Here is a 19,394-nt window from a genome sequence, read left to right as displayed (position 1 = left end):
TCACGGCGCGTCCACCGTCCCCGGCGCGTCCAGCACCAGCCGCCCGTCCAGCTCCAGCCGCCCGTCCAGCTCCAGCCGATCCAGGAACGCGTCGTCGTGGCTGACGACGAGCAGTCCCCCGCGCCAGGCCCGCAGCACCTCGACCAGGTGGTCGGCCGTCGCCAGGTCGAGGTCGTTCGTCGGCTCGTCGAGCACGAGCAGCTGCGGCACCGGTCGCGCGAGGACCACTCCGGCGAGCGCCACCCGGAAGCGCTCCCCGCCCGAGAGCGTCGACGCGGGCCTGTCGACGATCGCGCCGCGCAGCAGCAGCCGCGCGAGCGCGTCGCGCAGGGCCGGGATCGGCAGGTCCGGCGCGGCCCGGGCGACGTGCTCGAGCACCGTGCGGTCGTCGTCGAGCATGTCCTCGCGGTGCTGGGCGAGGTAGCCGATGCGGTCGGTGAGCGCCCGCGCGTCCGTGGCGGGCACGGGATGCGGGCGGGCCGGCTCCGCGCCGACGAGCCGCTCGAGCAGCAGCGTCTTGCCGGTGCCGTTGGCGCCGATCAGGCCGAGGCGCTCCGGGCCCTGGAGCACCGTGGTCCGGCCGCGGACGGTCAGCTCGGCGAGCCGCCGGGTCGCGGGCACGCCCGGGTCGGGCAGGTCGAGCCGCACCGCGTCGTCGTCGCGGCGCCGCCCGGACGCCTCGTCGACCCGCTCCTTCGCGCGCGCCTCGGCCTCCGCGTGGCCGGAGCGGAGCCGCCCGGCGGTCCCCTCCGCACGGCCTCGACGGTAGTCCGCGACGATCTTCGGCATCGACCGCCCCGACTTCTCGCCCGCCTTCGCGCGGTGGGCGATCGTCGTCTGCGCCTCGATCCGCTGCCGCTTCTCGGCCCGCAGTACCTGCTCGGCCGCCCGGACGTCGCGCTCGACCGCCGTGCGCTCGACGGCGAGCCGCTCCTCGAAGTCCGAGAACGTGCCCGCCGAGGTGCGCAGGTCGCCGTCGCGCAGCTCCGCGATCTCGTCGACGTGCTCGAGCAGCTCCCGGTCGTGGCTGACGACGACGAGGGTGCCGCGCCAGCCGTCGACGAGCGCGAGCAGCAGCTGCCGGGAGCGGCGGTCGAGGTCGTTCGTCGGCTCGTCGAGCACCGCGATCGGCCGGCCGCGCAGCGCCACTCCCGTCACGGCCGCGAGGACCGCCTGCCCGCCGGAGAGCATCGAGACGGGACGGAGCAGATCGGCGGCGTCGAGGTCGAGTCCGGCATGGCCCAGCGCGGCGATGGCCCGGGCCTCGACGTCCCAGTCGTCGGCGAGCGCCTCGAAGCGGTCCGCCCCGGCGTCGCCGGCCAGGATCGCGTGCAGCGCGTCGAGCCGGCCGCGGATCCCGAGCAGATCGGCGACGGTGTCGTCGGCGCCGCGCGGCAAGCGCTGCGGCAGCAGGTCGACCGCGCCGGTCGCGGTGACGGTCCCGCCCGTCGGCGCGAGCTCGCCGGCGACGAGCCGCACGAGTGTGGACTTGCCGGCGCCGTTGGCCCCGACGAGCGCGGTGCGGCCGCGGCCGAACGCGGCGGTCACGTGGTCGAGGACGATCGAGCCGTCCGGCCAGGCGAACGAGCAGTCGGTGAGGACGAGGGACGGAGGGGTCGGTGAAGTGGAGGGCACGGTGCTCCCGGTGGTCGCGTCGGCGCACGACGACCGCCGCGCTCCGCCGAGGCGGGGGCACGCGTCCACCCGGTTCAGCGGGCGGGAGCAGGGGTCGTCAGTGCGAGGGCAGCTGCTGCGTCGTGGACGCAGTACCGGTGCTGATGCGCACGAGACCGTCTTTCCTGCGGGGAGCCCCCGTGTCCGCGAGCCGATCGGCCGGCCGGTGAGGTGGCCGCCCCGACGTCGCGGCTCGCGACGAGGTACGCGTCGACGCTACGCGCGGAGCGGGGGCGGCCGCAAGGGAAACGTGGTGGGGCGCCAGAACCGCGCGCCCAATCGGCCAACAGGCTGTTGGCCTTTTGCCGCGGAGAAACGCGCGCTACTGCACCAGCGCCAGCAGCGCGCGGATGTCGGCGGCGAGCAGGTCCGGCTCCTCGTGCGGGGCGAAGTGGCCGCCGCGGGGCATCGGTGTGTAGCGGACGACGTCGTAGCTGCGCTCGGCCCAGCTGCGCGGCGGGTGCGTGAGGTCGAAGGGGAAGACCGCGACCGCGGTCGGCACGCCCACCTCGCCGACCCGCGCCGTCCGCCCGGTCGCGTACTCCCAGTAGGGCCGGAGCGACGTGGCGATCGAGTCGGTGAACCAGTAGAGCGACGCGAGGGTGAGCAGGTACTCGTCGTCGAAGCGGGTCGCGACGTCCCCGCCGCAGTCGCTCCAGGCCCGGTGCTTCTCGAGGATCCAGGCGAGCAGGCCGACCGGCGAGTCGGACAGCGCGGGCGCGAGGGTGAGCGGCCGGGTCTGCTGCTGGTGCTCGTAGGCGCCCTCGTCCGCGAACCAGGTGCGCTGCTCCTCGAGGTGCTCGCGCTCCTCGGCGGTGAGCGAGTCCTCGTCGACGTGCTGCGGCGAGGCGACCGCGAGCAGGTGGATCCCCGCCACCGCCTCCGGGTGGCTCTCGGCCAGCCGCGACGTGATGCCGGCCCCCAGGTCGCCGCCGTGCGCGGCGTAGCGGGCGAAGCCGAGCTCCTCGGTCATCAGCCGGTGCGAGAGCTCGTGCGTCTGCTCGTCCAGCCCGGGCCGCTGCGGCGAGAACGGGAAGCCCGGCAGCGCGGGCACGACGACGGTGGCCGCCTCGGCCGGGTCGCCGCCGAACCGCGACGGCGTGGCGAGCCGCTCGGCGAGCGCCACCAGCTCGAGCGCGGTGCTGGGCCAGCCGTTCGTGAGGACGATCGGCAGGCGACCGGGCGTCTCCGCCTCGAAGCAGAGATAGGCCACGGGCGTTCCGTCGAGATCGGCCTGCGCCCACGGCAGCGCGCGCATCCGCCGCTCCTGCGCCGGCCAGTCGAACTCCTCCGCCCAGCGCCGCGCCAGCCGCCGCAGCTCGGCCTGGTCGGTCCCCGCCGACCAGCCCTCGACCGGCCACTCGGGCGACCAGCGGGTCCGGCGGACGCGCTCGCGCAGGTCGGCCCACTCCTCGGCGGAGACAGCGGGGACCGGCGAGGCGGGAAGGGACGGGGTCATCGCTCGACCGTAGCGGCGGGGGCCGACATCAGAACAGGTCGGGGCTCTCCTGCTCCCGCGCCGTCGACGACTCGACGTCGGCGACCTCGTGGCGCAGCGACGCGGTGACGTCGCGGGCGCCGGCGACGGACTCGACCCGCACCGTCACGCGCTCGACGGGGACGACGGTCCGGGTGAGGGCGATCCGCTCCTCGTGCAGGACCACGACGATCGGCTCCTGCGGGGCCGCCGCGATCGCGTCCGGCAGCGGCGGGCCGTCGGCGATCGGCTCGCGGGTGACGCGCAGCTCCTCGCGGCGGACCTCGACCGTGATCGTGCGCTGCTCGGTCACGACGACCCGCCTGACCCGGACGCGCTCGGTCGCGTGCCTGCGCGTGCCGACGAGGAGGCGCTCCTCGTGCAGGACCACCTCGGCGGTCGGCGCCGGCTCGGACGCGGCCGGCTCGGTCGAGGTCGGCTCGGTCGGTGTCGGCTCGGTCGGTGTCGCGCTCATGCGGTCCCCTCGATCTGCTGCGGACGCGGCCGGCCCTGCTCGGAGCGAGCGGGGCCGGCCGCGGGTGGTGCGGGCGGTGCGGTCGTGCGCCTAGCGGGGGCGGCGCGCGGTGGTCGCCGGAGCGGCCTGCTTCGCCTGGTCGGCGGCGCGCTTCGCCTGCTCGGTGACGGACGGAGCGTTCTGCGCCTCCTGCTGGATCTTCGGCGCCTCCTCCTCGGCCTTCGTGAGGATCGCCTCCCAGCGCTGCTGCATCGGCTTGATGAGGCCGCCGCCGGCGCCGACGATGATGACGCCCGCGATGATCGCGAGGACGGCGATGAGGATCGGCGTGGTGACCGTCGTCGCGACCTCGATCTGGTTCAGGGCCGCGGTAACCCCGAGGAAGAGGATGAACACCGCGACGATGTTGCCGAGCACCTTGCCGTAGGAGAGACCGCCCAGGGTGTTCTGGATCAGGCCCTTGGCGCCCGCGGCGATCGCGGCGGCGAGGACGACGATGATGATCGCCACGATGATCTTCGGCAGGAAGCCGATGATGCCCTGCAGCAGGTCGCTGACCGGGTTGGGGCCGAAGACCCCGAAGGCGAACTGCAGGACGAAGAGCACGAGCGTGTAGTAGATGATCTTCGACACGATGTCGGAGGCGTCCAGCGTCGAGTTCGCGAGCGCCTTCTTGATGCCGCCGCGCTCGACGGCGCGGTCGAAGCCGACCTTGGTGAGCAGGCGCGAGAGGCCCTTCTCGATGAGCTTGGCGACGATCAGGCCGACGATGAGGATGAGCAGGAACAGCAGCGCGAGCGGGACGAACGCGATGACCGCGGCCAGTCCGTTCTGTAGAGCGGCGGGGAGATCCATGGGGGAGCCTTTCGGGCACGGTCCGGAGCAGGACGGGTGAGGGTGGTGCAGGGGGTCGTGCGGAGTGGAGCGGGTGCGGCGGCCGGTGGGCGGTGCTGCTCACCGGCCGCCGCGGGGATCGCTAGGAGCGCGCGTCGCGGTCGGCGACGGTCTCCTCGGCGGAGGTGCGGGTGCCGGTGGCCTCGGGCTCGACGAGCTCGATCTCCTCGTGCGAGACGTCGGCGTCGACGGTGCGCTGCTCGGTGACGGTCTCGGTGCCGAGCGACACGCGCTCGACGGGGACCGTCTCCTTCGCGGTGACGACGCGCTCCTCGGTGAGGATCACCTCGTGCTCCTCCTCGCTGAGGTCGGGACCGGCGAGCGCGTCGCCAGCGTTCGCCTCGGTGATCGGCTCGCGGGTGAGGGTGACCTCGTCGTGGCTGACCGGGACCGTCTTCGAGACCTGCTCGGTGACGATGTGCTTGCGCAGGCGGGCGCGGCCGGCCTCGACCCGCTCGGTGCCGACGCGCAGGCGCTCCTCGGACCGGGTCATCGCGTCGTCGGTGTTCGGACCGGACGTGTCGTGGCCCTCGGTGCCGCGGTCGCGGTCGGCGGCGAGGTCGGCACTGCGGTCGACGCCGCTGTCCGTGCCGGCGCCGCGGTCGGCGTCCTGGTCGTAGAGGGGCGCCTCGGTCGGCGCCGCGTCGGTGCCGCCGAGCCCGTAGTAGGAGTAGAGGGCCTGCTCCTCGTCGGCGGAGAGCTGGCCGTCGTCCTCGACGCGCGGGGCGTCCTTGACGAAGGCCTTCTCGTAGCCGACGCGGAGGACGCCGCCCTCGTAGCTCGCGTCCGCGAGGGGCGCGAACGACTCCGAGGAGCCGAAGAGGCCGGTGCGGACCGTGACCCAGGTCGGGGTCTGCGTGCTGTCCTCGACGTAGACCTGGCCGACGGTGCCGATCTTGGCGTCGTCGCTGCCGTGCACGTCGGCGCCGATCAGGCTGTCGATGCTGCTGCTGTCGATCATGGTGCTCTCTCTTCTCTCCCGGGACGGTGCCGCGGGGTCGCTGGTGCGGGGCGGAGGCGAAACGGGGCGCCGCCACCGGCGCAGCGGGTTCTGCGGGGTGGTGCGCGCTCCTCGGGGAGGCGGACCGGCGCGGGGACCGCAGGGAGCACGGTCCGGCAGCGGCACACTTACAGCGTAAGCCTGGTCGAAGCTTACGGTGTAAGGGTTGTTACGGTGGAGGTGCTTGCCTTCGCGGCACCGCACCTGGTATCCGGGCGGGCGGGCACTGCAGGAAGGCGCGGTGCATGACCGACAGCGAGAAGCCGAAGCGGAGCGGCTCCCCCGCCCGCAAGCTCAGCCGGGACCTCATCGTGGAGACCGCGCTCGCGATGATCGACCGCACCGGCCCCGAGGCGCTCTCCATGCGAACCCTCGCGCAGGAGCTGGGCGTCGAGGCGATGTCGCTCTACCGCTACGTGCACGGCAAGGAGGACCTCCTCGAGGGCGTCATCGCGCTGCTGATGCGCGAGCTCACCGTGCGCCTGGACGAGGCCGAGAGCCGGCACTGGCAGGAGTTCCTGCAGACGGCCGCGCACGAGGTCCGGCGCATCGCGACCGACCATCCGAGGGCCTTCCCGCTGGTCGCGACCCGGCACCCCGCGGCTCCGTGGCTCCGCCCGCCGCTGCGCAGCATCGAGGCCGTGAACACCTTCCTCCGCTCGCTCACCGGCAGCGGGCTCACCGACGCGCAGGCCGTCGGCGCCTACCGCTCGTTCAGCAGCTTCCTGCTCGGCCAGCTGCTGCTGCAGGCCGTGGTGCAGGGCGCCGAGACCTCGCCGACCGACCTCCCGCTCGACGAGGGCGACGCGACGATCCCGCAGGGCGACGGGAACGTCTCCCTCGACGTCGCGCCCGAGGTCCGGCGGCTGCGCGGCCTGCTCAGCGAGGACCACAGCGACGAGGAGTTCGAGATCTCGCTCGAGGTGCTCCTCGACCGGCTCGACCGGGAGCTCTCGCAGTAGCCCTCGCTGCTCCGCGGGGTGCGGCGACCCCCAAAGACCCGTTTGACGGTCCGCCGGGCGCCGCGTGACGATGGCCGCATGTCCACTCTCGAGGAGCTGCGCGCCACCGCCCACCCGATCCGGCTCCGGCTGCTGTCCCTGGTGACCGGCGCCGCGGCGAGCGCCGCCGAGGCCGCGGGCGAGCTGGGCCTCTCGCAGGCGACCGCGAGCTACCACTTCCGCGTGCTCGAGCGGGCCGGGCTGGTGCGGGTGGTCGAGACGGTGCGGCTGCGCGGTGGCGAGGCGAAGCGCTACCGGCACGAGTCCTCCGGGCGGCCGTTCGATGTGACCGCGGCCGTCGACGCCGGGTCGGCGGAGGACCGGCAGCTGTACCTGGAGGCGCTGATCGAGGAGCTGCGGCGCCGATCCGCGGCCCGCGCCGACGGCCCGCAGCTGTCGACGGACGCCGAGCTCTGGGTCGACCCGGAGACCTGGCGGCGGGTCGTCCGGCACGTCGGCGAGGCGTCCGCGCTGCTGCACGCGGCGGCCCGGCCGCCCCGGAGCCCGGGCACGGTGCCGGTGTCGATGACGACCGCGCTGTTCCCGCTGCGGCGGCCGTGACCCCGCCGCCCGGGAGCCGGGCACGCGGCCCCCTCGCGCACCGCCCGTTCCGGTGGCTCCTCGCTGCGCGCACGACCGCCGTGCTCGGCAACGCCGTCGCACCGATCGCCCTGGCCTTCGCGGTCCTCGATCTGACCGGCTCGGTGACCGACCTCGGCCTGGTCGTCGCCGCGCGCTCGCTCGCCAACGTCGCCGTGCTGCTGCTCGGCGGCGTCCTCGCCGATCGGCTGCCGCGCTCCGTGATCCTGGTCGGCACCTCCCTCGCCGCCGCCGGCACGCAGGCGGTCGTCGCCGCCCTGGTCATCACCGGGACCGCGAGCATCTCCGCCCTCGTCGTGCTCGGCGTGCTGAACGGCGCCGTCGCGGCGATGAGCCTGCCCGCCGCGTCGGCCCTGGTCCCGGAGACCGTCCCCGCGGCCGAGCTGCGGCCGGCGAACGCGCTGCTCCGCCTGGGCCTGAACGCCGGGACGATCGCGGGCGCGTCGGGCGGCGCCGGCGTCGTGGCCCTGGTCGGTCCGGGCTGGGGCCTCGCGATCGACGCGGCCGGCTTCGCGCTCGCCGCGCTCCTCTACTCCGGACTGCGCCTGCCCGCGGCGACCCGGTCCGGCGCCCCCGGCTCCGTGCTCGGCGACCTCCGCGAGGGCTGGCGGGAGTTCTCCGGCCGGCGCTGGGTCTGGATCGTCGTGGCCCAGTTCACGGTGCTGAACGCGGCCTTCGTCGGCGCGACCACGGTGCTCGGGCCGGTGATCGCCGACGAGTCCTTCGGCCGCGCGGCCTGGGGGCTGGTGATCGCCGCGCAGACCGTCGGCCTCGCGATCGGCGCCGTCATCGCGCTGCGCTGGCGGCCGCGGCGGGCGCTGGCCATCGGCGTCGCCCTGATGGCGGTGACGGCCGTCCCGGTCGCGGCCCTCGGAGTCGTCCCCGCGCTCCCCGCCCTGATCGTCGCCTTCGCGCTCGGCGGCGTCGCGCTCGAGGTGTTCGCCATCGCCTGGGACCAGTCGCTGCAGACCCACGTGCCGCGCGAGGCGCTGGCCCGGGTCTACTCCTACGACATGGTCGGCTCGTTCCTCGCTGTTCCGCTCGGCGAGGCGCTCGTCGGGCCGCTCGCTGACCTCGTCGGCACCCGGGCCGTCCTGCTGGGCTGCGCGGCGGTCATCGTCGCGGCATCGCTCGCCGCGGTCGCCAGCAGGAGCGTCCGCGGCGTGGGCAGCGCGCCGGCGGGCACAATGGCGGGCATGGACCCCGAAAACAGCCCGGCCGCGACCGAGACCAGCCCGACCGCCGACGCCCCGGCCGCGACCGGCCGCTACGCGCACGGCCACCACGAGAGCGTCCTCCGCTCGCACCGCTGGCGCACCGTCGAGAACTCCGCGGGATACCTGCTGCCGCAACTCGCGCCCGGCGTCTCGATCCTCGACGTGGGCTGCGGCCCCGGGACGATCACCGTCGACCTCGCCGAGCGGGTCGCCCCCGGCCGGGTGCTCGGCGTGGACGCCTCGGCCGAGGTGATCGCGCAGGCGTCGGCCCTCGACTCCCCCGCGGAGTTCGCGGTCGCCGACGCCTACGCGCTGCCGTTCGCGGACGACTCCTTCGACGTCGTGCACGCGCACCAGGTCCTGCAGCACCTCACGCGCCCGGTCGACGCGCTGAGCGAGTGGGGCCGGGTCGGCCGCCTCGTCGCCGCCCGCGACGTCGACTACGCCGGCGTCCTGATCCACCCCTTCACGGAGGGCCTACAGGCCTGGGCCGCGCTCTACCAGCGGGTGCACCGCGCCTCGGCCGGCGAGCCCGACGCGGGCCGGCGCCTCAAGGCCTGGGCGCGGGCGGCCGGGTTCGAGAGCGTCGAGGTCACCGCGTCGCTCTGGGTCTTCGAGAACGCCGAGGACCGCGCCTGGTGGGGCGGCATGTGGGCGGACCGCGCGCTCTCCTCCTCCTTCGCCGCCGTCGCCCTCGAGCGCGGCCTCGCCACGCAGGCCGAGCTCGAGGCGATCAGCGACGCCTGGCGCGCCTGGGCCGCCGACGAGGACGGCTGGCTGTCGATGCCCCACGGCGAGCTGCTCGCGCGCTGAGCGTCGGGGCGACGGACGTCAGTCCTCCGACTCGTGCGTCGCCTCCCGCTGCGCGCCGAATCGATCGATCTCGATCTCGACCGCGCCCTTCCAGCTCTCGACTCCGAGCCAGAGCGCGGTCACGTCGCGCACGTCCCCGTCGAGATCACTGAGGGAGCGCGACTGGCCTGTCGCGACGATCTCCGCTCCGGTCGGCCCGGCGCTCGTGAACGCGGGAATGGTGAACACCCACCAGCGGCCCTCGCGGTGCGCGTGGGCCGTGATCGTCTCCTCGGGCATGCCGGACGTCCTCCTCGTTCTCGTGACGGCAGACGAGCCGATCACACGAGGAGGAGGCGCCCGCTCCCCTGGCGCGGGACGTCGCCCGTCCCGTGCCGACCCCGGTGTGACGATCGTTGCGCTCGCGGCGGACAGCGCTTCGGAGCGGAGCGGTGATCCGGTTCAGTGGGGGCATGCGCAGAGTCCTGATCCTGGGTGGCAGCGGGTGGCTGGGGCGCCGTCTCGCGGAGCGGGCGGTCGCGGCGGGGGACGAGGTCACCTGCGTGGCCCGCGGCGAGGCGGGGGCGGTTCCGGACGGCGCGCGGCATCTGCGCGTCGACCGGCGCGATCCGGGCGCCTACGACGGTCTGCGCGGCGAGTGGGACGAGGTCGTCGAGCTCGCGCACGCGCCCGAGCTCGTCGGGCCGGCCCTCGGTCATCTCGCGCAGTTCGCCGCGCACTGGACTCTGGTCTCCTCCGTCTCCGTGTACGCCGATGTGGAGCGGATCGACGCCGATGAGTCCGCCGCCCTGATCGAGCCGGTGGACCCGGAGCAGTACGCCGACGCGAAGGTCCTGGCCGAGCACGCCGCCGCCGACGTCCTCGGCGGCCGGCTGCTGATCGCGCGTCCCGGGCTGATCGCCGGGCCCGGCGACCCGAGCGACCGGCTGGGGTACTGGCCGGCCCGCTTCGCCCGCGGCGGCACGGTCCTGGCTCCCGAGACGGACGGCCGGTTCGCGCAGGCGATCGATGTCGACGACCTCGCCGACTGGCTGCACGCGGCGGGCTCGGCGGGAGCGATCGGAGCCGTCGACGCCGTCGGCCCGGCCGTGCCCCTGGGCGAACTCCTCGCGACCGCCGCCGAGCTCGCCGCCTTCCGCGGCGACGTCGTGCGCGCCGACGACGAGACCCTGCTCGCGCATGAGGTCGGCTACTGGGCCGGCCCGCGGTCGCTCCCGCTGTGGCTGCCCGCCGACGCCGTCGGCTTCAGCCGGCGCAGCACCGCCTCGTACTTCCGCGCCGGCGGCCGCCACCGTCCGCCGAGGGAGACCCTGCGCCGCGTCCTCGACGACGAGCGCGCCCGCGGACTGGACCGGCCCCGCAGGTCCGGCCTGGATCCTCAAGATGAGCGTCACGTCCTCGACGCGCTGCGCTGACCGGCGCCCTCGGCGAGCCCGTCCACTCGCCGCCGCCGCACAACATCAGCTGAGACGGGTGGGCCTCGCCCCGCAGAGGAGGCCTCCCCTTCTCAGCTGATGTTCTGCGCGACTCTCGCCTCCATCGCGGCGGTGCGACCGCCCACCGCCCGCTTCCAGCGGTCTCCGTGTGCAAGCGCGACCGGCGATCGTCCGGCCGAAGCATCGTGCACAACATCAGCTGAGAGACCCGCCCATCGCCGAGGGGCGATGAGACCCGCTCTCAGCTGAGGTTGTGCGCGAGTCCGCCCCGCTCCGCCCCCTCGTTCGCCGACACCCGTCGGCGAAGAGCCGCGGATCAGCGCCGATCGGGCGCCGCGAGCGCCTTCTGTTACGGCGAGCGTCGGCCGCCGTCGCGCCCGCCCGCCGCACCGCGCCATCATCATCAGCACACCGACGCGGACGCCGCCACCGAGCACCCCGCGCCCCTCTCCCACCCCGCACCGGGCGCTCTCCGGCGCGCCCGCGCACCCTCCCGGAAGGACCGACGCCATGATCCGCCTCGAGCAGCTCACCAAGGTCTACGGGCAGGGCGCCGACGCCGTGACCGTGCTCGACCGCCTCGACTTCTCGGTCGGCACCGGCGAGATCTTCGCCGTCGTCGGGCCGAGCGGCGCCGGCAAGAGCACGCTCGCCGCCTGCGTCAACCTGCTCGAGCGGCCGACCTCCGGCTCCGTCGTCGTCAACGGCGACCCGCTCTCCCAGCTGTCCGAAGCGGAGCTGCGGGTCGCCCGCCGCCGCATCGGCACCGTCTTCCAGTCCGACGGCCTCTTCAGCCGCCGGACCGCGGAGCAGAACGTCGCCCTCCCACTCGAATACCTGGGCGTCACCGCGGCCGAGACGAAGCGCCGCGTCGCCGAGCTGCTGGAGCGCGTCGGCCTCGGCGACCGCGCCCGCTACTACCCGCACCAGCTCTCCGGCGGCCAGCGCCAGCGGGTCGGCATCGCTCGCGCCCTCGCCCTGCGCCCCTCGGTCCTGCTCTCGGACGAGGCGACCTCCGGACTCGATCCCGCGTCGACCACCGCGATCACCACGCTCCTCAAGGAGCTGCGCGACGACCTCGGCCTGTCGATCCTCTTCATCACGCACGAGATGGAGACGGTCCGCCAGGTCGCCGACTCCGTCGCGCGCCTGGATCACGGCCGCATCGTGGAGTCGGGGCGCCTCGTCGACCTGCTGCGCGACGCGGCCTCGCCGCTCGGCCTCGCCCTCAACCCGGTGCGCCCCTCGGTGCTGCCGGGCGCGGGGCTCGACGAGTGGGTCGTCGGCTACGCCCGCGACGGAGTGCCGGCCGACTGGGTGACGCGGCTGTCCGACGCGGTCGGGCCGGTCGCGCTGCTCGGCGCGGCGATCGAGACGGTCGACGGACGCGCCGTCGGCCACGCGACGATCGGCCTCGGGCCGGTCGAGGAGCGCCGGCTCGCGCAGGCCGCCGACGCTCTCGGGCTGTCGGTGCGGCGGGGCGCGGTCCGGTCGGACGCCCTCGTCGAGGAGGCGGCGGCATGAGCGCGCTCGTCTCCTCGGCGGCCCTCGGTGCGCTGCACCTCGACAACAAGGTCCCGCTCGCCGACATCCCCGCGCTCGTCCTCCCCGCGCTCGGCGAGACGCTGATCATGGTCGGCATCGTGATGCTGGTCGTCGTGCTCGTCGGCGTCCCGCTCGGCGCCGCCGTGCACAACCTCGCTCCGGGCGGCCTGTTCGAGAACCGCGCCGCGCACCAGAGCCTCAGCTGGATCATCAGCATCGGCCGCTCGCTGCCGTTCCTCATCCTGATGGCCTCGATCATGCCGTTCACCCGGCTGATCACCGGCACCAACATCGGCATCGCGGCGGCCGTCGTGCCGATGTCGATCGCCGGCATCGCCTTCTTCACCCGCATCGTCGAGAACGCGCTGCGCAGCGTGCCGCTCGCGCTGACCCGGGTGGCCCGCGCCTCCGGAGCGTCGCGGCTGCAGGTGATCCGCTCGGCGCAGCTCAGCGAGGCGGTGCCGCAGATCCTCGGCGGTCTGACCATCAACACCATCGCGATGATCGAGTACTCCGCCATCGCCGGCACGATCGGCGCGGGCGGCATCGGCTACGTCGCCGTCACCTACGGCTACCAGCGCTTCGACACCACCGTGATGCTCGCGACGATCGTCATCCTCGTCGCGACCGTCGCCGTGGTGCAGCTCACCGGCGACGCCCTGGTCCGCGCGACCACGCCAAGCGCCTCCCGGTCCCGGCGCACCCCGCGCGTCGCGGTCGCCGTCTAGCCGCAGCTCCCCCGATCCCGCCCCGGGCCCTCCGCCCGGGCGTCCCTCCCGCGCGCCGCCGTCCGGCCGCGACCGCTCGAAAGGCACTGCCATGTCCACTGAGAACCACGGCCCTGAAAATCACGGCGCTGAGAAGTCCGGCGCTGCGAAGTCCGGCCCTGCGGAGTCCGCCCCCGAGGACCTCGGCTTCGAGCTGAAGAGGAAGCGCCGCTGGCCCTGGATCGCCGCAGCCGCCGTCGTCGTGGGCGGCGTCGGCGCCGTCGTCGCCGTGCCGCTGCTCTCGCCCGCCGTGTCGGCGAACGAGCAGGAGGGCGCGACCCTCTACGTCGCGACGGCCGAGGGCAACGCCTCGGAGCAGGCCCTCGTCGACTTCGTGGCGGAGGAGGTGGCGCCGCGCTACGGCATCACCGTCGCCTTCAAGGGCCTCTCGGACAGCAACACGATCAACCGCGCGGTGAGCGAGGGCGAGGTGGCCGCGACGGTCTACCAGCACAAGCTCTGGCTCGGCCAGGTCCTCGAGGCCAACCCCGACTTCGAGGAGGAGGCGGCCACGCCCGTCTTCCGCTGGGGCTTCGGGCTCTGGAGCGACAAGTACGGCGACGTCTCCGAGATCCCCGACGGCGGCACGATCTCGCTCTACTCCGACCCGGCGAACGAGGCCCAGGGCCTCTGGCTGCTGCAGTCGGCCGGCCTGATCACGCTGAAGGAGGGCACGGAGCCCGGCACCGCGACCCAGGACGACATCGCCTCGAACCCGAAGAACCTGCAATTCACCCTGCTCGACTTCGCCGCCCAGTCCCGCGCGCTGCCCGACCTCGATGCCGCCGTCGGCTACACCGAGTACTACCTCGCCGCCGACATCCCGATCGAGAAGCAGATCTTCGCGCCCCAGGCCCCCGACGACTTCGCCGGCCAGCTCACCATCGGCTCGAAGTACAAGGACACCGCCAACATCGAGAAGCTCGTCGCCGCCTTCAAGGACCCGGCCGTGCAGGAGTTCCTGGCCACCGACGAGACGGTGAAGGGCATCCTGCTGCCGATCGAGGGCTGACCGGGCGGATGCGCGGCGGGGGTCCGCGCGCCCGCCCGTCTCCTCCCCACCTCCGGCACGTGGAATCACTCCGGGCACGCGGAATCACCTCCGGCACGCGGAATCACCTCCGGCACGCGGAGACCCGCGGATCCAGCGAGCCGGAGCAGGTTCCGCGAGCCGAAGGTCACCCCTGAAGCCCGCCCCCACCTCGGGCACGCGGAAACACTTCGGGCACGCCGGGTGACGCGGATCCAGCGAGCCGAAGTCGGTCCCACGAGCCGAAGGTCACCCCGGCGGCCGACCGCACACGTCCGGCACGCGAAACCACCTCCGGCACGCCCGAGACCGCAGATCCCGCGTGCCCGAGCCGAAACCGCGAGCCTAAACGTCGACACGACGGCCACTCCGGTACGTCCGGCACGCGAAACCACCCTCGGCACGCCGGAACCGGCTGATCCTGAGAGACCGAGCTCGTTCCACGAGCCGAAGGTCACCCCGGCGGCCGACCGCACACGTCCGGCACGCGAAATCACCCCCGGCACGCCCGAGACCGCAGATCCCGCGTGCCCGAGCCGAAACCGCGAGCCTAAACGTCGACACGACGGCCACTCCGGTACATCCGGCACGCGAATCCACCCTCGGCACGCCGGAACCGGCTGATCCTGAGAGACCGAGCCCGCTCCGCGAGCCGGAGGTCGCCCCGAGCGCCCGAGCCCCACCCCCGGCACGCGGAACCACCCCCGGCACGCCGGAACCGGCGGATTCCGCGAGCCCGAGCCGGATCCACGAGCCGGACGCGACTCCCCGGGCAACCGACCGCCCGATACCGCCGCCGCGGGAACACGGAGGCCGCCGCCCGCGTTGGCTCTCTCATGACCGTTCCCCTCTCGATCCTCGACCTCGCCCCCATCGCACCCGGAGAGACCGCGCGCGACAGCTTCGCCGCCTCCGTCGCTCTGGCGCAGCAGGCCGAGCGGAGCGGGTACCGGCGGGTCTGGTACGCCGAGCACCACAACATGGCCTCGATCGCGTCGAGCGCCACCTCCGTGCTGATCGCGCACGTCGCCTCGCAGACGTCGACCATCCGCCTCGGCTCCGGCGGCGTCATGCTGCCCAACCACTCCCCGCTGACCATCGCGGAGCAGTTCGGCACCCTCGAGACCCTGCACCCGGGCCGCATCGACCTCGGCCTCGGCCGCGCCCCCGGCAGCGACCAGGCCACCTTCCGCGCCCTGCGCCGCGAGCACGACTCCTCGGAGCGCTTCCCGCAGGACGTCCTCGAGCTGCAGGGATTCCTCGCCGGCGAGTCCCGCATCCCCGGCGTCAGCGCGACGCCCGGCGCCGGCACCCGCGTCCCCCTCTACATCCTCGGCTCGTCGCTCTTCGGCGCCCAGCTGGCCGCCGCCCTCGGTCTGCCGTACGCCTTCGCCTCGCACTTCGCGCCGGATGCGCTGCACCAGGCCGTCGCCGAGTACCGCCGCGGCTTCCGCCCCTCGGAGCAGCTCGACGCCCCCTACGTGATCGCCGGAGTGAACGCCATCGCCGCTGACAGCGAGGAGGACGCGCAGGAGCAGTTCGCGCAGATGAAGCGCGCGCGCCTGATGATGCTGCTGCGCCAGAGCGGCCAGATCCCCGTCGACCAGCAGTTCTCCGAGGAGGAGCTCGACCACCTGCTGACCGCCCCGGTCGGCGCGCACGTCGCGAGCATGACCCACTACACCGGCGTCGGCACCGGCGAGCAGGTCGCGGACTACGTGGCCGAGTTCGCCCGCTCGGCGGAGGCCGACGAGGTCATCGTCGCCCACGCCTCGCTCGCGACGCCGGCCCGCCTGCGCTCGGTCGCGCTGCTGGCGGCGCACTCGCTCGTCGCCGCGTAGCCCGCGGAGGTCCTGCCGACCCGGGTCCGATCTGCAGGCGATCCTGCCGACGACGCGCTGACGCCCACCCGGCAGCCGCTCCCGATGCCGGATCGCCTGCACAACGGACCGCCATCCACCCGACGAGCAGCCACCCGTCCGATCTGCAGGTGATCGAACGCACAACGCGCCCACACGCACCCGGCAGACGCTCGCCGTGCCGGATCACCTGCACAACGGACCACAGCGCGCACGGCGGGCGGGACCCGGTCCGGTCTGCAGGTGATCGCGCGCAGAACACGCGGGGGCCCGCTCGGCGCGCGCGCGCCGTGCCGGATCACCTGCACAACGGACGGGACCCTGCCCAGCGGACGGGTGACCGTCGAATCGGCGCCACGCGGAATGACGACGCCCCCGCCGAGGTTTCATGGGTGGGCTCCGACACGCCCGATGGAGGCTCCCCGTGCAGATCGTGGACTGGCTGTTCGACGCGCAGATCGTGATCGGCGACCAGACGGTGCTCTGGCGCGAGGTCATCGGCAACGTCTTCGGCCTGCTCAGCGCCCTCGGCGGCATGCGGCGCAAGGTCTGGGCCTGGCCCGTCGGCATCTTCGGCAACGCGCTGCTCTTCACCGTCTTCATGGGCGCGCTGTTCGACACTCCGAATCCCGTGAACCTGCTCGGCCAGGCCGGCCGCCAGATCATGTTCATCATCGTGAGCATCTACGGCTGGTACCGCTGGACGCACCGTCCCAGCGACGCGACGACGCTGATCTCGCCGCGCTGGGCCTCCTGGCGCACCCGCGGACTGCTGGTGCTCGGGATGGTCGGCGGCACCGCGATCCTCACCCCGGTGTTCCGCGCGCTCGGCTCCTACGAGCCCGTGTGGAGCGACGCCTGGATCTTCGTCGGCTCGCTGCTCGCCACCTACGGCATGGCCAAGGGCTGGGTCGAGTTCTGGCTGATCTGGGTCGCCGTCGACATCGTCGGCGTCCCGCTGCTCTTCTCGGCCGGCTACTACGCCTCCGGCCTGATGTACGTCTTCTACGGCGCCTTCACCCTGCTCGGCTTCTTCGTCTGGATGAAGGAGGGGCGCCGCCCGTCGGCCGCCCCGGTCACCGTCGGCTGACCCGCCGCCGCGCCGCGCCGCGCCGATCCGTCACGAACGGTCGCCCGACTCGGGCGGACACCGCCGTTCCTGACGGATCGATGGCGCCTGACGTCGCTCATCCGGTACCGAGGGAGTTGGATCGGGGGATGAGGACCACGATGACTCCCCGGACCGCGTTCGTGCTCGCCGCGCTCTGGGCGGCCCTCGCCGCCTGGGGCCTGGCGAGCGGAAGCACCCCCGTTCCTGATCGGCGGCCTCGCCATGGCCGCCGCCTTCGCCGCGCTCGGCGTCGTGCTGCGCCGCCGCGTGCGCCGCTGAGCGCGTCGCTCCCCCTGGCCCGCCGCTTGGTGGCGTCCCTCTTGCTGGTCGAGTAGCCCCGCAGGGGCGTATCGAGACCCACCGTCGTCAGCAGAGCCGGTCTGCAGACTCACCTGCTGACGCTGGCGGATCTCGATACGCCCGCTCCGCGGGCTACTCGATCAGCATGAGAGGGACCCGCGACGCCGGCTGCTCGATCAGCATGAGGGCGCGAGCGCCGCGTCAGTGCCCGCGGGCGATCCACGCCTCGCGGTCGGGCTTCTCCGTGCCGATCGTGGTCGTGGGGCCGTGGCCGGTGCGGACGACCGTGTCGTCCGGCAGGGTCAGCAGCCGGTCGGTGATCGAGTCGATGATCGTCGGGAAGGAGCTGTAGGAGCGGCCCGTCGCGCCCGGTCCGCCCTGGAAGAGCGTGTCTCCGGTGAAGACGGTGCCCAGCTCGTCCGCGACGAAGCAGACCGCGCCGGGCGTGTGACCCGGCGTGTGCCGCACCTCGAGCTCGGTGCCGCCGACGCTGATCACCTGGCCGTCCTCGAGCACGCCGCTCGGCGCGGAGTCGGGGTAGAACGCGTCCCAGAGCACGCGGTCGCCCTCGTGCAGCAGCACCGGCACGTCGACGGACTCCAGCAGCGCGGCGACCGCGTCGATGTGGTCGGTGTGCGCGTGCGTGAGCAGCACCGCGCGCAGCGTCCGGTCGCCGACGGCCGCGAGGATCGCCTTCGCGTCGTGCGCCGCGTCGATGACGACGCACTCCGCGTCGTCGCCGACGATCCAGACGTTGTTGTCCACGTCCCAGGTCCCGCCGTCGAGGGCGAAGGTTCCGCTGGTGACGAGGTGGTCGATGCGGGCGGCCATCAGAGCACCACCACCGAGCGGAGCACGTCGCCGCCGGCCATCGTGGTGAAGGCCTGCTCGATGTCGCGGATGCCGATCCGCTCGGTGACGAACTCGTCGAGCGGCAGTCGGCCCTGCAGATACAGGTCGGTGAGCATCGGGAAGTCGCGCTCGGGCAGGCAGTCGCCGTACCAGCTCGACTTCAGCGAGCCACCGCGGCCGAAGACGTCGAGCAGCGGGATCTCGAGCGTCATCTCGGGCGTCGGCACGCCGACGAGCACGACGGTGCCGGCCAGGTCGCGGGCGTAGAACGCCTGGCGCCAGGTCTCGGGACGGCCGACCGCGTCGATCACGACGTCGGCGCCGAAGCCGTCGGTCAGCGCCTGCACGGCGGCGACCACTCCTGCCTCGTCGAGTCCGCTGGAGTCGATCGCGTGGGTGGCGCCGAGCTCCTCGGCCTTGACGAGCTTCTTCGGGTCGCGGTCGATCGCGATGATCGTGCTCGCGCCGGCCAGCTTCGCGCCGACGACGGCCGCGGTGCCCACTCCGCCGCAGCCGATGACGGCCACGGAGTCGCCGCGGGTGACGTTGCCGGTGTTCATCGCGGCGCCGAGGCCCGCCATGATGCCGCAGCCCAGCAGGCCGACGGCGGCGGGGTCGGCGGCCGGGTCGACCTTCGTGCACTGCTTGGCGTGCACGAGCGTCTTCTCGGCGAAGGCGCCGATGCCGAGCGCGGGGCTGAGCTCGGTGCCATCCGTGAGGGTCATCTTCTGCGTCGCGTTGAAGGTGTTGAAGCAGTACCAGGGCTCCGCGCGGACGCAGGCGCGGCACTCGCCGCAGACGGCCCGCCAGTTGAGCACGACGAAGTCGCCGACCGCGACGTGGGTGACGCCCTCGCCGATCGCGCTGACCCGGCCCGCGGCCTCGTGGCCGAGCAGGAACGGGAAGTCGTCGCTGATCCCGCCCTCGCGGTAGTGGTAGTCGGTGTGGCAGACACCGCAGGTCTCGATGTCGACGACGGCCTCGCCGGGTCCCGGATCGGGGACGACGATGTCGACGAGCTCGACGGGAGCCCCCTTCGACCGGGCGATGACGCCGCTCACAGTGGTGGGCATGGGGGCTCCTTCGGGCGGGGGCGGGTGGTGCGGGGAACCGTTCCACAGTACCGAGCGGCGCCTGCGCGAGGGCCGTCGGCGGGGTGCGGGCGGACGTGCGGATCCGGCGCCGACGTCCCACCTCCACAAGTCGTCGTACTCGACCGCCGAGGACGACAACTCCTGCGCAGTGGATCGCGCGGATATCATTAGTAATCGATGTAAGGGTTGACGAGGCCGCGCGGAGGGCTCAGGGTGACCCTGCGGGCGCTCACCGACGAGGGCCCGCGG

The 19,394-nt window shown here is 73.7% G+C and carries 17 protein-coding genes and 1 pseudogene; 10 read left to right on the top strand and 8 right to left on the bottom strand.

What is annotated here, in order from left to right:
* From EDF22_RS17980 to EDF22_RS17960, 5 genes are all read right to left on the bottom strand, one after another.
* Positions 1-1,635 carry an ATP-binding cassette domain-containing protein gene (locus EDF22_RS17980; protein ID WP_123706257.1) on the bottom strand — a complete coding sequence of 545 codons (1,635 nt, stop codon included), beginning with the start codon at positions 1,633-1,635 and terminating at the stop codon, positions 1-3.
* A gap of 361 nt (positions 1,636-1,996) precedes the next feature.
* A complete protein-coding gene (locus tag EDF22_RS17975; RefSeq protein WP_123706185.1) occupies positions 1,997-3,133 on the bottom strand; it encodes an epoxide hydrolase family protein in 1,137 nt (378 codons plus the stop codon).
* Positions 3,134-3,161: 28 nt separating this feature from the next.
* Positions 3,162-3,626: a YsnF/AvaK domain-containing protein gene (locus tag EDF22_RS17970; protein WP_123706184.1), complete on the bottom strand. Its 465-nt coding sequence runs from the start codon at positions 3,624-3,626 to the stop codon at positions 3,162-3,164.
* Positions 3,627-3,716: 90 nt separating this feature from the next.
* Entirely contained in the window at positions 3,717-4,481 is a 765-nt protein-coding gene (locus EDF22_RS17965; protein ID WP_123706183.1) for a mechanosensitive ion channel family protein, read from the bottom strand.
* 121 nt (positions 4,482-4,602) lie between these two features.
* Complete coding sequence (locus EDF22_RS17960) at positions 4,603-5,481, bottom strand: DUF2382 domain-containing protein (protein WP_123706182.1); 879 nt, start codon at positions 5,479-5,481, stop codon at positions 4,603-4,605.
* 284 nt (positions 5,482-5,765) lie between these two features.
* Here EDF22_RS17960 and EDF22_RS17955 point away from each other — a divergent pair, with 284 nt between their 5' ends.
* The 4 genes and pseudogenes from EDF22_RS17955 (at position 5,766) to EDF22_RS21140 (ending at position 9,151) form a co-directional block, all read left to right on the top strand.
* Positions 5,766-6,482 (top strand): TetR/AcrR family transcriptional regulator C-terminal domain-containing protein, encoded by a 717-nt coding sequence (locus EDF22_RS17955; RefSeq protein ID WP_123706181.1) that lies wholly within the window; start codon positions 5,766-5,768, stop codon positions 6,480-6,482.
* 78 nt (positions 6,483-6,560) lie between these two features.
* On the top strand, positions 6,561-7,082 hold the full coding sequence (locus tag EDF22_RS17950) for a helix-turn-helix domain-containing protein (RefSeq protein ID WP_123706180.1): 522 nt from the start codon (positions 6,561-6,563) through the stop codon (positions 7,080-7,082).
* Positions 7,079-8,257, top strand: a pseudogene (locus tag EDF22_RS21145) (MFS transporter); the annotation flags it as partial. The gene EDF22_RS17950 and the pseudogene EDF22_RS21145, both read left to right, overlap by 4 nt.
* 60 nt (positions 8,258-8,317) lie before the next feature.
* Positions 8,318-9,151, top strand: a complete 834-nt coding sequence (locus EDF22_RS21140) for a methyltransferase domain-containing protein (RefSeq protein WP_221180967.1) — start codon at positions 8,318-8,320, stop codon at positions 9,149-9,151.
* An 18-nt stretch (positions 9,152-9,169) separates the two neighbouring features.
* On the opposite strand, the gene EDF22_RS17940 is transcribed toward EDF22_RS21140, so the two are convergent.
* Positions 9,170-9,430: a hypothetical protein gene (locus EDF22_RS17940; protein WP_123706178.1), complete on the bottom strand. Its 261-nt coding sequence runs from the start codon at positions 9,428-9,430 to the stop codon at positions 9,170-9,172.
* Positions 9,431-9,603: 173 nt separating this feature from the next.
* Here EDF22_RS17940 and EDF22_RS17935 point away from each other — a divergent pair, with 173 nt between their 5' ends.
* From EDF22_RS17935 to pnuC, 6 genes are all read left to right on the top strand, one after another.
* Positions 9,604-10,566: an NAD-dependent epimerase/dehydratase family protein gene (locus EDF22_RS17935; protein ID WP_123706177.1), complete on the top strand. Its 963-nt coding sequence runs from the start codon at positions 9,604-9,606 to the stop codon at positions 10,564-10,566.
* Between the two features lie 531 nt (positions 10,567-11,097).
* Entirely contained in the window at positions 11,098-12,111 is a 1,014-nt protein-coding gene (locus tag EDF22_RS17930; protein ID WP_123706176.1) for a methionine ABC transporter ATP-binding protein, read from the top strand.
* On the top strand, positions 12,108-12,860 hold the full coding sequence (locus EDF22_RS17925; RefSeq protein WP_123706175.1) for a methionine ABC transporter permease: 753 nt from the start codon (positions 12,108-12,110) through the stop codon (positions 12,858-12,860). Before EDF22_RS17930 ends, EDF22_RS17925 begins: the two co-directional genes overlap by 4 nt.
* A 91-nt stretch (positions 12,861-12,951) precedes the next feature.
* Positions 12,952-13,911 (top strand): MetQ/NlpA family ABC transporter substrate-binding protein, encoded by a 960-nt coding sequence (locus EDF22_RS17920; RefSeq protein WP_123706174.1) that lies wholly within the window; start codon positions 12,952-12,954, stop codon positions 13,909-13,911.
* Positions 13,912-14,765: 854 nt separating this feature from the next.
* Positions 14,766-15,770 (top strand): LLM class flavin-dependent oxidoreductase, encoded by a 1,005-nt coding sequence (locus tag EDF22_RS17915; protein WP_123706173.1) that lies wholly within the window; start codon positions 14,766-14,768, stop codon positions 15,768-15,770.
* Positions 15,771-16,212: 442 nt separating this feature from the next.
* Positions 16,213-16,878: a nicotinamide riboside transporter PnuC gene (gene pnuC, locus EDF22_RS17910; RefSeq protein WP_123447323.1), complete on the top strand. Its 666-nt coding sequence runs from the start codon at positions 16,213-16,215 to the stop codon at positions 16,876-16,878.
* A gap of 522 nt (positions 16,879-17,400) precedes the next feature.
* Here pnuC and EDF22_RS17905 read toward each other — a convergent pair.
* Positions 17,401-18,030 carry an MBL fold metallo-hydrolase gene (locus tag EDF22_RS17905; RefSeq protein ID WP_123706172.1) on the bottom strand — a complete coding sequence of 210 codons (630 nt, stop codon included), beginning with the start codon at positions 18,028-18,030 and terminating at the stop codon, positions 17,401-17,403.
* Positions 18,030-19,124 (bottom strand): S-(hydroxymethyl)mycothiol dehydrogenase, encoded by a 1,095-nt coding sequence (locus EDF22_RS17900; protein ID WP_123706171.1) that lies wholly within the window; start codon positions 19,122-19,124, stop codon positions 18,030-18,032. The genes EDF22_RS17905 and EDF22_RS17900 overlap by 1 nt, the downstream gene beginning before the upstream one ends.
* Positions 19,125-19,394 lie beyond the last annotated feature (270 nt).

It is taken from the genome of Rathayibacter sp. PhB127 (genome assembly GCF_003751665.1).
Classification (GTDB): Bacteria; Actinomycetota; Actinomycetes; order Actinomycetales; family Microbacteriaceae; genus Rathayibacter; species Rathayibacter festucae.
This window is presented reverse-complemented; position numbering and strand designations above follow the sequence as displayed.